This is a genomic window from Mediterraneibacter torques, assembly GCF_044591705.1.
GTDB lineage: Bacteria > Bacillota > Clostridia > Lachnospirales > Lachnospiraceae > Mediterraneibacter > Mediterraneibacter torques.
In genome coordinates this window covers 2183491-2198062 of the sequence record NZ_CP172594.1, presented here as the reverse complement: position 1 = coordinate 2198062, position 14572 = coordinate 2183491, and the positions used below count along the sequence as shown (strand labels likewise).

The 14572-nt window shown below is 44.1% G+C and carries 14 protein-coding genes and 1 tRNA gene; 14 read left to right on the top strand and 1 reads right to left on the bottom strand.

Features of this window, described 5'->3' with window-relative positions; translation table 11 throughout:
• The first annotated feature begins 86 nt into the window (after positions 1-86).
• The 4 genes from ACH9UM_RS10400 (at position 87) to aspS (ending at position 5314) form a co-directional block, all read left to right on the top strand.
• Entirely contained in the window at positions 87-710 is a 624-nt protein-coding gene (locus ACH9UM_RS10400) for an MBL fold metallo-hydrolase (RefSeq protein ID WP_004846141.1), read from the top strand.
• Between the two features lie 98 nt (positions 711-808).
• Complete coding sequence (gene hemZ / locus ACH9UM_RS10395; RefSeq protein WP_004846140.1) at positions 809-2287, top strand: coproporphyrinogen dehydrogenase HemZ; 1479 nt, start codon at positions 809-811, stop codon at positions 2285-2287.
• Positions 2278-3528, top strand: coding sequence for a histidine--tRNA ligase (hisS, locus tag ACH9UM_RS10390; RefSeq protein WP_118188629.1), 1251 nt, complete (start codon positions 2278-2280; stop codon positions 3526-3528). The genes hemZ and hisS overlap by 10 nt, the downstream gene beginning before the upstream one ends.
• On the top strand, positions 3521-5314 hold the full coding sequence (gene aspS / locus ACH9UM_RS10385; protein WP_155236793.1) for an aspartate--tRNA ligase: 1794 nt from the start codon (positions 3521-3523) through the stop codon (positions 5312-5314). The genes hisS and aspS overlap by 8 nt, the downstream gene beginning before the upstream one ends.
• Positions 5315-5442: 128 nt before the next feature.
• Here aspS and ACH9UM_RS10380 read toward each other — a convergent pair whose 3' ends face one another.
• Positions 5443-5721, bottom strand: a complete 279-nt coding sequence (locus ACH9UM_RS10380) for a type II toxin-antitoxin system HicB family antitoxin (RefSeq protein ID WP_004846136.1) — start codon at positions 5719-5721, stop codon at positions 5443-5445.
• A 248-nt stretch (positions 5722-5969) separates the two neighbouring features.
• On the opposite strand from ACH9UM_RS10380, the gene ACH9UM_RS10375 reads away from it, so the two are divergent.
• From ACH9UM_RS10375 to ilvN, 10 genes are all read left to right on the top strand, one after another.
• Positions 5970-6042, top strand: a tRNA-Gly gene (locus ACH9UM_RS10375).
• A gap of 176 nt (positions 6043-6218) precedes the next feature.
• On the top strand, positions 6219-7496 hold the full coding sequence (locus ACH9UM_RS10370; protein WP_004846135.1) for a homoserine dehydrogenase: 1278 nt from the start codon (positions 6219-6221) through the stop codon (positions 7494-7496).
• Positions 7497-7570: 74 nt separating this feature from the next.
• Positions 7571-8005 (top strand): MarR family winged helix-turn-helix transcriptional regulator, encoded by a 435-nt coding sequence (locus ACH9UM_RS10365; RefSeq protein WP_004846134.1) that lies wholly within the window; start codon positions 7571-7573, stop codon positions 8003-8005.
• 61 nt (positions 8006-8066) lie between these two features.
• A complete protein-coding gene (gene thyA / locus ACH9UM_RS10360) occupies positions 8067-8915 on the top strand; it encodes a thymidylate synthase (protein WP_009320992.1) in 849 nt (282 codons plus the stop codon).
• Positions 8916-8938: 23 nt separating this feature from the next.
• Positions 8939-9427 (top strand): dihydrofolate reductase, encoded by a 489-nt coding sequence (locus tag ACH9UM_RS10355; RefSeq protein WP_009320990.1) that lies wholly within the window; start codon positions 8939-8941, stop codon positions 9425-9427.
• A complete protein-coding gene (locus tag ACH9UM_RS10350) occupies positions 9414-10445 on the top strand; it encodes a metal ABC transporter substrate-binding protein (RefSeq protein WP_044929796.1) in 1032 nt (343 codons plus the stop codon). The genes ACH9UM_RS10355 and ACH9UM_RS10350 overlap by 14 nt, the downstream gene beginning before the upstream one ends.
• The gene (locus ACH9UM_RS10345) at positions 10445-11155 is read left to right on the top strand and encodes a metal ABC transporter ATP-binding protein (protein WP_004846130.1); all 711 of its coding nucleotides are present in this window, start codon (positions 10445-10447) and stop codon (positions 11153-11155) included. The genes ACH9UM_RS10350 and ACH9UM_RS10345 overlap by 1 nt, the downstream gene beginning before the upstream one ends.
• Positions 11148-11969, top strand: a complete 822-nt coding sequence (locus tag ACH9UM_RS10340) for a metal ABC transporter permease (RefSeq protein ID WP_004846129.1) — start codon at positions 11148-11150, stop codon at positions 11967-11969. Before ACH9UM_RS10345 ends, ACH9UM_RS10340 begins: the two co-directional genes overlap by 8 nt.
• Before the next feature lie 262 nt (positions 11970-12231).
• A complete protein-coding gene (gene ilvB, locus ACH9UM_RS10335; RefSeq protein WP_009243466.1) occupies positions 12232-13950 on the top strand; it encodes a biosynthetic-type acetolactate synthase large subunit in 1719 nt (572 codons plus the stop codon).
• 16 nt (positions 13951-13966) lie between these two features.
• A complete protein-coding gene (ilvN, locus tag ACH9UM_RS10330) occupies positions 13967-14476 on the top strand; it encodes an acetolactate synthase small subunit (protein ID WP_004846127.1) in 510 nt (169 codons plus the stop codon).
• Positions 14477-14572: the final 96 nt, after the last annotated feature.

Below are 14572 nucleotides of genomic sequence, written 5' to 3'. Positions count from 1 at the left end.
AAGCAATAGCGTTCCCGTTGCGGAGGCGGCGGGAGTAAAATGACAGTTTGAACAAAGTCAGAGTTGATAAAAAGGAGAGACAGTTCATGCGCATTGAGAAATTTGTATTCGGACCTGTAGGAACGAATTGTTATATCGTAATAAACGAGATGACTTCGGAATGTTTTGCCGTAGATATGGCGGATTGTCCTCAGGAATTCGTAAAGCATATAAAAGATGCAGGACTTTGCGTAAAAGCGCTGCTTTTGACGCATGGTCACTTTGATCATATTATGGGAGCGGAACGCTTTGCGGAAATCTTCGGATGTCCGGTTTATGCATATGAAGGGGAAGAAAATATTTTATGCGATCCGGTGCTGAATGCATCGGCGACGATGCTCGGACAGTCATATGTGTTTACAAAAGCAGAGTATGTAAAAGCGGATACGCAGATAGAAACCGCAGGCTTTCAGGTGGAGATTATTCCGACTCCGGGACATACAGAGGGCGGATGCTGTTATTATATCGGAGAAGAACATGTATTGTTCAGCGGAGATACCCTTTTTCATAATTCTATCGGAAGAACGGATCTTCCTACGGGAAGCGGAAGTGAGCTTGTCCGTTCGGTAAGAGAAAAACTTCTGGTTTTGCCGGAAGATACGAGAGTATATCCCGGACATATGGAAGAGACAACGATTTCGCATGAAAAGAAATATAATCCTTTCATATAAAGTTAATAAGTGAACGGGAATGATTGGAATATAGGAATGGATATAACAGGTGGCGATGGAATAGGCTTCGCAGAGATAATAGGAAATGGGAAGAGACGATGATTAAAGTATCAAGTAAGAAAAATAAATATACATACAATGTATATCATCTTGTAAAAGCCTTTTTCCCCAATGAAGAGATCATACAGAATGTAGATGAAAAGCAGGAATCTCTTGTGGCATTAAATCTGCCCGGAGGGTCTTGCTTTTCCATTGCGCTTGAGGAAGTGGAAGCGGCAGCAGGTGATCTTTCGGAAATGGAGACAGAAGAGGCGAAAGAACAGGCAATAAAAAAAGAACTGACTCGTTTGTTGTACCGATATCTCGAACAACAGACAAGGACAACGCTTGCATGGGGAACACTTACAGGAGTGCGGCCGACAAAACTTGCCATGACAAAATTGGAACAATATGAATCGATGACGGAAGCGGAAGCAGTCCGCAGGACAGTCGGAGCGTTTCGTGATGAATTTTTTGTCAGTGAAGAGAAAGCGCAGCTTGCATGTGAGATTGCTGTGAGGGAAAAGAAACTTTTGTCCAAATTGGATTATAAGGATGGGTTTAGTTTATATGTAGGGATTCCGTTTTGCCCAAGCGTATGCTCTTACTGTTCGTTTAGTTCTTCGCCGATCGCAGAGTGGAAAGATAAGGTGGAAAGTTACCTTTTTGCTTTGTTGAAAGAAATCCGGGCAATCGGGAAAATGTCGGAAGGGCACAGACCGGACAGCGTGTATATCGGAGGAGGAACGCCGACGACTTTGGAGGCAGAGCAGATGGATCGTTTATTAAAGACGATCACGGAGAATTTCGACTTGTCAAACGTACTTGAATTTACAGTGGAGGCAGGAAGACCGGATAGCATTACGGAAGAAAAGCTTGCGGTGATCAGAAAATACCCGGTGACTCGTATTTCAATAAATCCTCAGACAATGCAGCAAAAGACATTAGATCTGGTCGGAAGAAATCATACGGTGGCACAGACAAAAGATGCATTCTATCTGGCGAGGAAACTGGGATTTGACAATATTAATATGGATCTTATCGCCGGGCTTCCGGGAGAGGATGCTTCTGATATGGAAGATACGCTTCGGCAGGTGGAAGAAATGCATCCTGACAGTCTGACGGTTCATGCGCTGGCGATCAAAAGAGCGGCGAGATACGGACAGGAGGGAAGAAAACAGGATCTTCATTCTGAGATTTCGCAGATGATAATGTCGGCAGCTGATTGTGCCAAGCGGATTGGACTGCAGCCGTATTATTTATACAGGCAGAAAAATATTGCGGGAAATTTTGAAAATGTCGGTTATGCAGAACTTGACAAAGCCGGAATATACAATATACTGATTATGGAAGAAAAACAGACGATACTGGCAGCCGGAGCGGGAGCGTCGACGAAGATATTACTCAAAGATCCGATCCGGACAGATAGCGGGAAAGAGATTAATCTGGTTCGCTGTGAAAACGTGAAAAATATTATGGAATATATCGACAGGGTCGATGAAATGATAGAACGAAAAGGAGAATGGTTATGGCGCTGAAAAAGAAACCGGTTACAGGCATGAAAGACATGATGCCGGCGGAAATGGAAGTTCGGGATTATGTTATCGGTCTTATCAAAGAGACATATAAAACATTTGGGTTTTCCTCTATGGAAACTCCGTGTGTGGAACATATCGAGAACTTATGCAGTAAGCAGGGCGGAGATAATGAAAAACTTATTTTTAAGATTTTAAAAAGAGGGGAGAAGCTAAAACTTGATACAGCGAAAGAAGAGGCAGATCTCGTGGACGGAGGACTTCGTTACGACCTGACTGTTCCTCTCTCAAGATACTATGCAAATCATGCGAATGAACTGCCGTCTCCGTTTAAGGCACTTCAGATGGGAAATGTGTGGAGAGCGGATCGTCCGCAGAGAGGACGCTTTCGTCAGTTTATGCAGTGCGATATAGACATCCTCGGAGAACCGTCGAATCTGGCAGAGATTGAATTGATTCTTGCCACAACAGCGCTGCTTGGAAAGTTAGATTTTAAGAATTTTACAATCCGTATCAACGACCGGCGTTTTCTGAAAGCAATGGCTGCGTACAGCGGATTCAAAGAGGAAGATTATGACAGTGTGTTTATTACGCTCGATAAGATGGACAAGATCGGATTGGACGGCGTGGCGGCAGAGCTGAAAGGAAACGGATATGCGGAAGAATCGGTGGAAAAATACCTCTCGCTTTTTGAAGAGATTACGAATGATGTGGAAGGCGTCCGTCTCTGCAAAGAAAAATTACAGGGCTATCTTGCGCCTGAGGCGGCGGATTCACTGGAAATGATCATCACGAGTGTGGAGAGTCAGAAAGAAGCTGAATTTAAGATGAGTTTTGACCCGACGCTTGTGCGGGGAATGTCTTATTATACAGGAACAATCTTTGAGATTTCCATGGATGAATTCGGCGGAAGCGTCGGCGGAGGCGGACGTTATGATAAGATGATCGGAAAATTTACGGGACAGGATACGCCGGCAGTTGGATTTTCCATCGGGTTTGAGCGGATCGTCATGCTGCTGTTGGAACGGGGATACGAAGTGCCGACGAGCAAACCGAAAAAAGCGTTTCTGATCGAGAAAAAACTTCCGCAGGAGAAACTTCTGGAGGTGCTTGAAGAAGCGCGCAAAGAGCGGGAAGCAGGCAGACAGGTTATGATAGTAAATATGAAGAAAAACAAGAAGTTCCAAAAGGAACAGCTTGCAGAACAGGGATATACAGATATTACGGAGGTGTACAATGGCTGAATCAATGCAGGGACTTAAGAGAACTCACAGATGTGGAGAATTATCTGCGGCAAACGCAGGTGAAAAAGTGACCATTATGGGATGGGTTCAAAAGAACAGAAATAAAGGCGGGCTTGTGTTTGTAGATGTGCGTGATCGTTCGGGAATCATTCAGGTCGTATGTGAAGAAGGCAAGACAGATGCGGCGCTGATCGAGAAGGCAGCAGGACTTCGTTCCGAATATGTCGTTGCGATCGTCGGAGAGGTGGCAATGCGTTCCGGCGCTGTAAACGATAAGATTGCGACAGGGGAGATCGAGGTTATCCCAAGTGAACTCAGAATTCTTTCAGAGGCTTTGACACCGCCGTTTCCGATTGAGGAAAACTCTAAGACAAAAGAAGAAGTTCGTTTGAAATATCGCTATCTTGACCTTAGAAGAGCCGATCTTCAGAGAAATCTGATGATGAAAAGTCAAGTGATGACATTGACAAGACAGTTTTTCTCAGAGGAAGGATTTCTTGAGGTAGAGACGCCGGTACTCGGAAAAAGTACGCCGGAAGGCGCGAGAGATTATTTAGTGCCAAGCCGCGTGCATCCGGGAAGTTTTTACGGACTTCCGCAGTCGCCGCAGCTTTATAAACAACTTTTGATGTGTTCGGGATTTGACCGGTATATTCAGATTGCAAGATGTTTTCGTGACGAAGATCTCCGTGCGGACAGACAGCCGGAATTTACACAGATCGACATGGAACTTTCTTTTGTCGATGTAGATGAAGTGATCGATGTAAATGAACGTTATCTTGCGAGAGTATTTAAAGAAGTTCTCGGCGTAGATGTACCGCTTCCGATCCAGAGAATGACATGGCAGGAAGCGATGGATCGTTTCGGTTCGGATAAGCCCGATCTTCGTTTTGGCATGGAACTTACAGATGTGACAGACGTCGTGAAAAACTGCGGCTTTTCCGTATTTACCGGAGCAGTCGAAAATGGCGGAAGTGTACGCGGTATCAACGCGAAAGGTCAGGGCGGGATGCCGAGAAAGAAGATTGATAAACTGACGGCATTTGTGAAAGATTACGGCGCAAAAGGACTCGCTTATATTGCGATCCAGGAAGACGGAAGTATAAAATCTTCCTTTGCAAAATTTATGATGGAAGAAGAGATGGATGCGCTGATCAAGGCGATGGGAGCAGAAGCCGGTGATTTACTGCTTTTTGCGGCAGATAAGAACAAGGTTGTGTGGGACAGCCTCGGAGCGCTTCGTGTGGAACTGGCAAAACAGCTTGAACTGCTTGATAAAAATGAATTCCGATTTGTATGGATCACAGAGTTCCCTCTTCTTGAGTGGAGTGAAGAGCAGAACCGCTATGTGGCAATGCATCATCCGTTTACGATGCCGATGGAGGAAGATCTTCCGCTGATCGACAGCGATCCGGGAAAAGTGCGCGCAAAAGCATATGATATCGTTTTGAACGGAAATGAGATCGGAGGAGGAAGCGTCCGAATCTTCCAGGATGATATTCAGGAGAAGATGTTTGAAGTGCTCGGCTTTACAAAAGAGCAGGCATACAGCCAGTTTGGATTCCTTCTTGATGCGTTTAAATATGGAGTTCCGCCTCATGCAGGACTTGCTTACGGTTTGGATCGTCTCGTTATGCTTATGGCAAAACAGGACAGCATTCGTGATGTGATCGCATTCCCGAAAGTGAAAGATGCGTCTTGCCTTATGACGGAAGCGCCAAGTGTCGTTGATGTAAAACAGCTGAATGAACTTGGTCTTGAAACAACAGCCGAAACAGAAAAATAAGAATAAAAACCTCACTGCCTTAACTGTACTGCTTTGAAAAAGTCAGATCAAAGCCCGGTACGTTTTTGCAGTGAGGTTTTATTTTATTATAGCTAAACGAATTTCAGCGTATATCGCCGGATGCGTCTTTATTCATCCCAGCCTTCATAGAACCGGATGTTTACCGAGATATTCCGAACGATATCGCCCGCCTCTGTTTCAATATCATTGATATCTGAAATATATGGGAAGACAGGATTTTCTTCTTCAAATTCTACCATGATCCAGTTGCGGGCGGCTTCATTTGCATTGTCGATTGCATCGTCGAGAGTATCTCCCGATGCTTCGCAGCATTCAAGATCCGGGAAATATGCATCGTACCCGCCGCTTTCGTTTTTGCGGAAGACCGCAGGATATATAAATTTCATAATGATAGGACTCCTTTCTGAGTAATACAAATACATAAAAAGTATAGCATCGAAGTGGGTGAGGTGCAATGCGAAAATATATGGAGCTGAAAACTCTTTAAAAGTAATGAGAAAATAAAAAAGTTTTGAGAATTTTTGGAATACAATCCATGAATGCAATTTATGATAAAAAAATAAAAAAAGGTGTTGACATTTCTCTTTGTGCGTAGTATAGTATGTATTGTTCCGGTCAACGGAACGGAGAAAATGCGACAGTGGCTCAGCTGGTAGAGTACGACCTTGCCAAGGTCGGGGTCGCGGGTTCGAACCCCGTCTGTCGCTCTTAAAAAGCACTTGATATCTCAGATGAGATGCGAGTGCTTTTTATTTTATACTATATAATAGATGATATACGTTAAAAAGTCTTTTACAATTTGTTTTTTTCAAAGTATAATAAATAACATGTATCTCAGAGATTAGATTTATAAAAGAACGGAAAGAAAAGGTGAGGTTTCGATATGCGTAAAATACAAGTAGGACTTCTCGGACTTGGAACTGTCGGAATGGGTGTGTACAAGCTTCTTCGTAAGAGGGCGGAGACGATGGATAAGACGATCGGTGCGCAGCTTGAGATTAAAAAGATTCTTGTCCATAATAAGAATAAGAAAAGAGAAGGAGTCGATGAGACGCTTCTTACAGATGATTGGAAAGAAATTATAGAAGATGATGAGATTCAGATCGTAATTGAGGTAATCGGCGGTATCGAACCGGCGAAAACGATGATACTGGAGGCTTTAAAAGCAGGGAAAAACGTTGTGTCTGCAAATAAAGATCTGATTGCGGAAGAAGGAAAAGAGATTTTTGACACGGCACAGGCAGCGGGAAAAGATTTTCTGTTTGAGGCGGCAGTGGCAGGTGGTATTCCGATCATCCGACCACTGAAACAGTGTCTTGCGGGCAACGACCTGACAGACATACTCGGAATCGTGAACGGTACGACGAACTATATTTTAACGAAGATGTTTGAGGATGGAATGGAATTTTCGGATGCTTTGAAAAAAGCGCAGGAACTCGGCTATGCGGAAGCAGATCCGACGGCGGACGTAGAAGGTCTTGACGCCGGAAGGAAGATGGCGATCATGGCTTCTATTGCATTTCATTCAAGAGTCGTGTTTGCGGATGTGTATACGGAAGGAATTACAAAAATTACGGCGGCAGATATCGCCTATGCCAAAGAGTTTGACAGCGTGATCAAGCTGCTTGGTGTGGCGAGAAATACGCCGGAAGGAATCGAGGTCGGAGTTTACCCGGTCATGATCGCGAGAGATCATCCGCTGGCATCTGTAAGAGATTCTTTTAACGCTGTATTTATTCACGGAGATGCAGTGGACGATGCGATGTTCTACGGAAGAGGCGCAGGAGAGATGCCGACGGCAAGCGCGGTTGTAGGGGATGTGATCGACGAGGCGAGAAATATTGAATACGGATGCAGCGGACGGATAAGCTGTACATGTTATCAGCAGCTTGCCGTAAAAGATTTCGGAGATGTGAAAAATAAATTCTTCCTTAGGATGCAGGTTGAAAACTGCCCGGGTGTTCTGGCGCAGATCGCGAAGGTGTTCGGGGAACATAAGGTGAGTATTGCAAGAGTCGTACAGAAAAACGCCAAGACGGACAGAGCGGAGCTTGTGATCGTAACGGAGAAAGTGAAAGAAAAACATATGGGAAGCGCGCTTTGTGAGTTGAAGGAAATGAAAAGTATTTTTGAAGTGAGCAGCATGATCAGAGAGTATTGATAGAAACTGCCGCCGGATTTTAGATGCCGGGCGGGAGCAGTTGAATTTTCAAAAAGTCCGAATAAGGAGTGCAGATGGAAAATCGGAGTTTGCCGATCGGTTTTATCATAAAACAGGTCAATAATGTATATGAAAAAGATCTTAATGAACGATTGAAAAAAATAGGAATCACATCATCCCAGTGCGCGGTGCTCGATTATTTGTTTCATACGAGTAAAGATGAAGTGAGTCAGAGAGATGTGGAGAAAAATCTGAATCTGAAAAATCCGACTGTGACCGGAATACTGAAGCGCTTAGATGAAAAAGGATATATTTTCTGTGTACCGAATGCAAACGACAGAAGAAAAAAGATAATTTATCTTACGGAAAAAGCTTATGATATTAGAAGAAAAATGGAAGCTGACAGGCGCAAGCTGGACAGAGAACTGACGAGAGGGATGACAAAGAGGGAAACAGAAGCTCTTAGAAAGAATTTGGATAAGATATTGAATAATATTGCAGATCCGTGAGAGCAGGCGGAAGTAAATGAGCCGGAAGAGCGGAAAAGGAATTGATAAAAGGAGAAGATATATGAGTTACGCAGATAAAGTGTTTATCGATATGTGCCGTGATATTATTGACAACGGTACGAGCACAGAAGGAGAAAAAGTGCGTCCGGTCTGGGAAGACGGAACGTCTGCATATACGATCAAACGATTCGGCGTTGTGAACCGATATGATTTATCGAAAGAATTTCCGGCGTTGACACTGCGCCGTACAGCGATAAAAAGCTGTGTGGACGAGCTGCTTTGGATCTGGCAGAAAAAATCAAATAATGTAAATGAATTAAAAAGCCACATTTGGGACAGTTGGGCGGATGAGACAGGGTCGATCGGAAAAGCCTACGGCTATCAAATGGGAGTGAAGCATCAGTATAAAGAAGGCCGGATGGATCAGACGGACCGTGTCATATTTGATCTGAAAAATAATCCGTACAGCAGACGTATCATGACGAACATTTATGTTCATAATGACCTGCATGAGATGCATCTTTATCCGTGTGCATATAGTATGACGTTCAATGTGACAAAAGAAAAAGACAGTGAGAAATTGACGCTGAATGCTATTTTAAATCAAAGATCTCAGGACGTTCTTGCGGCAAATAACTGGAATGTGTGTCAGTATGCGGTTCTCGTTCATATGCTTGCACAAGTATGCGGAATGAAAGCAGGAGAGTTTGTGCATGTGATCGCAGATGCGCACATTTATGACAGGCATGTTCCGATGATCGAGGAACTGATTTCCAGAGAACCGCTTCCGGCGCCGACGTTCTGGCTGAATCCTGAGATTACAGACTTTTATGATTTTACACCGGATGACGTCAGACTGGATCGCTATGAGACGCATCCGCAGATTAAAAATATTCCGATTGCTGTTTGAGTAGAGAAAGGAGTGTGCGGAGTATGAGAGCAATCGTATGTGCCGATAAAAACTGGGGAATCGGATACAAGAACAGGCTTCTTGTGAGTATTCCGTCTGATATGAAGTTTTTTAGAGAAACAACGACAGGTAAAGTTATCGTAATGGGTCGAAAGACACTGGAAAGTTTCCCGAATGGGATGCCGCTTAAAAACAGGATCAATATTGTGCTTACAAGAGACAGAAACTATGAAGCAAAAGGTGCGGTGATCGTTCACGATGAAGAAGAATTGATGAATGAACTCGGAAAGTATGATACGGAACAAATCTACATTATCGGAGGAGAGAGCGTCTACAAGATGATGCTTTCGCATTGTGATAAAATTTATGTGACAAAAGTGGATCGTGCATTTCAGGCAGACACTTATTTCCCGAATTTGGATGAGATGAGCGAGTGGAAGATGACGCAGGAAAGTGAGGAGCAGACTTGTTTTGATCTGGAATTTTGTTTTACAACATATGAAAGATGTTAAGAAAAAAATATGGCGCAGACGGGGACCGGCGGTTCTCGTTCTGTGCCTTGCTGTTATTGTGCAGGGATGTGCGGGGTACCCGGCTGATAAAGACGGGGGGCATAGAGAACAAAACAAAACAAATGAAAATGGGCGGCTGAGTGTTGTGACGACAATTTTTCCTCCGTATGATTTTGTAAGGGAGATCGCCGGAGACTGCGTAGACTTAAAAATGCTTTTAAAACCCGGGGAGGAAAGTCATTCTTATGAGCCGACGCCGCAAGATATGATCGCTATTGAAAACAGTGACGTGTTCATTTATGTCGGCGGGGAAAATGATGTGTGGGTTGAAGATATTTTAAGTTCCATGCCGGATAAAGACCGGGTTTCGATAAGACTTCTCGATTGTGTTGAAACGGAGGAAGAAGAACATGTAGAAGGAATGAAAGAACCGGCAGGAGACTCTCACCATGAAATGCACGGTGAAGAGAAACATGAGGGATCTGTCCATGAAATTGACGAACATGTATGGACGTCTCCTGTCAATGCATCTGTGATCGTGGAGAAGATCAAAGAAGTTCTCATTCAAAAAGACTCTGAAAATAAAGCGGCGTATGAGGAAAACGCAGATAGATATCAGACAGAGCTTGCACAATTGGATAAGCGGTTTCGAGAAGTTGTGAGACAGTCAAAAAGAAATTTATTAATATTCGGAGATCGTTTTCCGTTTCTTTATTTTGCAAAAGAGTATGGATTGGAATATTATGCGGCATTTCCGGGATGCGCAGGTGATACAGAGCCGAGCGCGGCGACAATGGTATTTTTGATTGAAAAGGCAAAAGACGAGAACGTTCCGGCAGTGCTTAAAATGGAGTTAAGCAATGCAGACATTGCAAATGCGGTAGCCGAAGCTTCCGGTACGGAAGTGAGAATATTTTATAGCTGCCATAACCTTTCGGCAGAAGATTTTGAAAAAGGCGAGACATATCTTACGATGATGCAAAAGAACGCAGATACGTTAAAGGAGGTTTTGAACTGATGGCGCTGATAACGTGTGAAAATGTTTCCATCGGTTACGAAGGACAAACGGTTGTAAAAGAATTGAATTTTTCTATTGAAAGGGGAGATTACCTCTGCATTGTCGGAGAGAATGGATCAGGTAAAAGCACCCTTGTCAAAAGCCTGCTCGGACTAAAAGGCGCAGACCGGGGGAAAATCATATACGGAGACGGACTGAAGAAAAATGAGATCGGATATCTGCCGCAGAAAAATGAAGAGCAAAAAGGATTTCCTGCCAGCGTTTATGAAGTCGTTTTGTCGGGAAGATTAAACGGCCGTGGGTGGAAGCCGTTTTATAGGAAAGAAGATAAAGAAGCTGCGGCAGAAAAGATGGAAATGTTAGGAATCACAGATTTGGCGCGCCAATGCTTTCGGGATCTTTCGGGCGGACAGCAGCAAAGAGCGCTTCTTGCAAGGGCGCTTTGTGCGACGAAAAGCCTACTTTTACTTGATGAACCTGTGACGGGACTTGATCCGATCGTAACAGGAGAATTTTATGATCTGATCCGAAAGATCAATCAGGAATCAAATATCGCGGTTGTGATGGTCTCTCATGATATAGAAACTGCAGTGGAAAATGCAAGTCATATTCTTCATTTGCAGGAGACGGTCCGATTTTTCGGAACGGCAGAAGACTATCGTAAAAGCCGGATCGGAAAGAAATTCCTCGGAGGTGAAGAGCATGATTGATACGATTGTGGAAATGTTTTCTTATCCGTTTATGGTACGGGCGTTTGCGGTAGGTTCATTAGTTGCCCTTTGCGCCGCGCTGCTTGGCGTCAGTCTTGTGCTGAAACAATATTCGATGATAGGAGACGGCTTGTCTCATGTTGGTTTTGGCGCTCTTGCGGTGGCAACTGCGTTTCAGGCAGCTCCGCTTTCTGTTGCGATCCCGGTTGTTGTACTTGCTGCTGTTTTGATTTTAAGGATAAAGGGAAACGGCAAGATCAAAGGTGATGCGGCAATCGCGCTTATTTCGACAACCTCTCTTGCCCTTGGAGTCATGGTGATTTCCATGACGACAGGAATGAATACAGATGTGTACAATTATATGTTCGGCAGTATTTTGGCTATGAGCGCCGAAGATGTTCGGCTGAGTGTTATTTTGGCGGGAATCGTTCTCGTTTTGTATCTTCTTTTTTATAATAAAATATTTGCGGTCACATTCGATGAAACATTTGCGCAGGCAACGGGAGTAAAAGCCAATCTGTACAATACGCTGATCGCTGTGCTGACAGCCGTGACAATCGTGCTTGGGATGCGGATGATGGGAGCTCTTTTGATCTCCAGTCTGATCATCTTTCCGGCGCTGACGTCGATGCGTGTATGCAGAACATTTCGGTCTGTCATTATAAATTCCGCCGTAATATCTGTTTTATGTCTTGTGATCGGGATTGCGATTTCTTATGTATGGGCAACTCCCGCAGGAGCAAGTGTTGTCATCGTAAATGCTGCGGCTCTAGCGGTGTATTCTATTGTCGGAATGATACGATGCAGAAAGTAACAGTTCCGACTGCGTCATTCGTAAAACCGCACGGGTGCTTCTTGTGGCCGGTGCTGCTGTTTTACTCATGAACGGGCGGACGTCTGTATGGCTGAACTGCTGCCATAGATAAAAAAGATCAAGGATAGGAAATTGACAAGATACCGGATACAAAGTATCATATTGCTTAAGATGCCGGAAGAGAAAATTTGGATTCGGAGTTGTTGTTTTTTCAGGCAATGAGAGTATGAGAGACAGACCCTTAGTTTGAGGAGGTAAGATTTTGAGACAGATTACGGGAAATAAGCTGCTCGTAAGAGCGTTAAAAGAAGAAGGAGTCGATACGATTTTCGGATATCCGGGAGCGTGTACGATTGATATTAGCGATGAGTTATACAGACAAGATGAGATCAAAGTGATCTTGCCAAGACATGAACAGGCGCTTGTACATGCGGCAGATGCATATGCGCGGACAACGGGGAAAGTCGGCGTGTGCCTTGTGACAAGCGGTCCGGGAGCGACGAATCTTGTTACCGGGTTGGCAACGGCGAATTATGACAGTGTGCCGTTAGTTTGTTTTACAGGTCAGGTGGCCCGCCATCTGATCGGAAACGATGCGTTTCAGGAAGTGGATATCGTAGGAATCACACGAAGTATTACAAAGTACGGTGTGACCGTGAGTAAAAGAGAAGATCTTGGAAGGATCATTAAAGAGGCGTTTTATATTGCGCGGACAGGGAGACCGGGACCAGTGCTGATCGACCTTCCGAAAGATGTGATGAGTGAGCTTGGAAGCCCGGAATATCCGGAAACGGTAAATCTTCGTGGATATAAGCCGAATACGAGCGTTCATATGGGGCAGCTTAAACGCGCGCTTAAGATGCTCAATAAGGCGAAAAAACCGCTGTTTCTTGCAGGAGGCGGAGTGAATATCGCAAGAGCGAATAAAGAGTTTACGGAAGTAGTCAATATAACAAACGTTCCTGTAGTGACGACGATCATGGGACGAGGCGCGGTTCCGACAGATCATCCGCTGTTTATCGGAAACCTGGGAATGCATGGGGCGTATGCCGCGAACATGGCAGTGAGCGAATGCGATCTGTTGTTTTCTATCGGTACTCGTTTTAATGATCGGATTACAGGGAAACTTCATGAATTTGCACCGAATGCACAGATTGTACATATAGATATTGATACAGCGTCGATATCAAGAAATATTCATGTGCATGTGCCTATTGTTGCCGATGCGAAAGAAGCTGTGGCGAAGATGAGAGAATATGTGGAACCATGTGAGACAAAAGAGTGGTTAGAACGTATCGCGCAGTGGAATGCAGAACATCCGCTTACAATGAAAGTTCACGGTTCGATAGGACCAAGAGATATTATCGAAGAGATGAACAGACAGTTTGACGATGCTATTATTACAACGGATGTAGGACAGCATCAGATGTTTGTGACGCAGTATGCAGAAATAACGGAAAAGAAGCAGCTCGTTACATCAGGCGGACTCGGAACTATGGGATATGGATTCCCCGCTGCGATCGGAGCGAAGATAGGCAATCCGGACAGAACCGTGATCGCGATTTCCGGTGATGGCGGAATGCAGATGAATATACAGGAGTTTGCGACTGCTGTTTTGGAGGAACTTCCGTTGATTCTGTGCGTCTTTAATAATGAATATCTCGGTATGGTCCGTCAGTGGCAGAAACTGTTTTATGGAAAACGCTACGGGATGACGAATCTGCGTTCCGGGGCGTTGTTCCGAAGAACAAATGGGGAAGAAATGCCGGAATATACACCGGATTTTGTGCGTCTGGCAGAAAGTTACGGCGCAAAGGGAATCCGCGTGACAAAGAAAGAAGAGATAAAGGAGGCTTTTGAAGAAGCCGGAAAAAATACAACTGTGCCAACTTTGATCGAGTTTATCATTGATCCGGAAGAGATGGTTTATCCGATGATAAAACCGGGCGGAACACTGGAAGAAATGATTGTGGAATGTTAGAAGGGAGCGCGTGAATATGGAAAATAAAATGAAAAAAAGATGGATTTCCCTTTATGTTGAAAATCAAGTCGGCGTACTTTCAAAAATTACAGGACTTTTTTCCGGAAAGACATATAATCTGGACAGTCTGACAGTAGGAACAACGGAAGACCCGACAGTATCAAGAATGACGATCGCTACAGTGAGCGATGATGAAACTTTTGAGCAGATCAAAAAACAGCTGAACCGAATGGTAGAAGTGATCAAAGTGATTGATTTTACAAATATCTTTGTGCGTATGAAAGAAATTTTATATGTGAAAGTGTTTAAATGCACACCTGAGGATAAAGTTGAAGTGTTTCAGATTGCGGAAACGTTTAAGGCGAAAGTGATCGATTACGGAAAAGACAGTGTGCTTGTGGAGTTTGTTCAGACTGCTACGAAAAACGACGCGGTCGTAAAATTAATGAAGGAAGAATTTAAAACAATAGAAGTTGTCCGGGGAGGAAGCGTAGGAATAGAGTCTATCAGTATGATGGAACGATAGTCCGAAGCGCCGGGACGGTTAGTATAGCGGGATCGATTGTTGAAAAAACAGTCGATCCCGCTTTTTGTAACGGAAATGTGCCTTCTGATATTTCTG

Coding starts and splice junctions, on each gene's coding strand:
- ACH9UM_RS10400 (WP_004846141.1), top strand. CDS start 87: ATGCGCATTGAGAAATTTGTATTCGGACCTGTAGGAACGAATTGTTAT.
- hemZ (WP_004846140.1), top strand. CDS start 809: ATGATTAAAGTATCAAGTAAGAAAAATAAATATACATACAATGTATAT.
- hisS (WP_118188629.1), top strand. CDS start 2,278: ATGGCGCTGAAAAAGAAACCGGTTACAGGCATGAAAGACATGATGCCG.
- aspS (WP_155236793.1), top strand. CDS start 3,521: ATGGCTGAATCAATGCAGGGACTTAAGAGAACTCACAGATGTGGAGAA.
- ACH9UM_RS10380 (WP_004846136.1), bottom strand. CDS start 5,721: ATGAAATTTATATATCCTGCGGTCTTCCGCAAAAACGAAAGCGGCGGG.
- ACH9UM_RS10370 (WP_004846135.1), top strand. CDS start 6,219: ATGCGTAAAATACAAGTAGGACTTCTCGGACTTGGAACTGTCGGAATG.
- ACH9UM_RS10365 (WP_004846134.1), top strand. CDS start 7,571: ATGGAAAATCGGAGTTTGCCGATCGGTTTTATCATAAAACAGGTCAAT.
- thyA (WP_009320992.1), top strand. CDS start 8,067: ATGAGTTACGCAGATAAAGTGTTTATCGATATGTGCCGTGATATTATT.
- ACH9UM_RS10355 (WP_009320990.1), top strand. CDS start 8,939: ATGAGAGCAATCGTATGTGCCGATAAAAACTGGGGAATCGGATACAAG.
- ACH9UM_RS10350 (WP_044929796.1), top strand. CDS start 9,414: ATGAAAGATGTTAAGAAAAAAATATGGCGCAGACGGGGACCGGCGGTT.
- ACH9UM_RS10345 (WP_004846130.1), top strand. CDS start 10,445: ATGGCGCTGATAACGTGTGAAAATGTTTCCATCGGTTACGAAGGACAA.
- ACH9UM_RS10340 (WP_004846129.1), top strand. CDS start 11,148: ATGATTGATACGATTGTGGAAATGTTTTCTTATCCGTTTATGGTACGG.
- ilvN (WP_004846127.1), top strand. CDS start 13,967: ATGGAAAATAAAATGAAAAAAAGATGGATTTCCCTTTATGTTGAAAAT.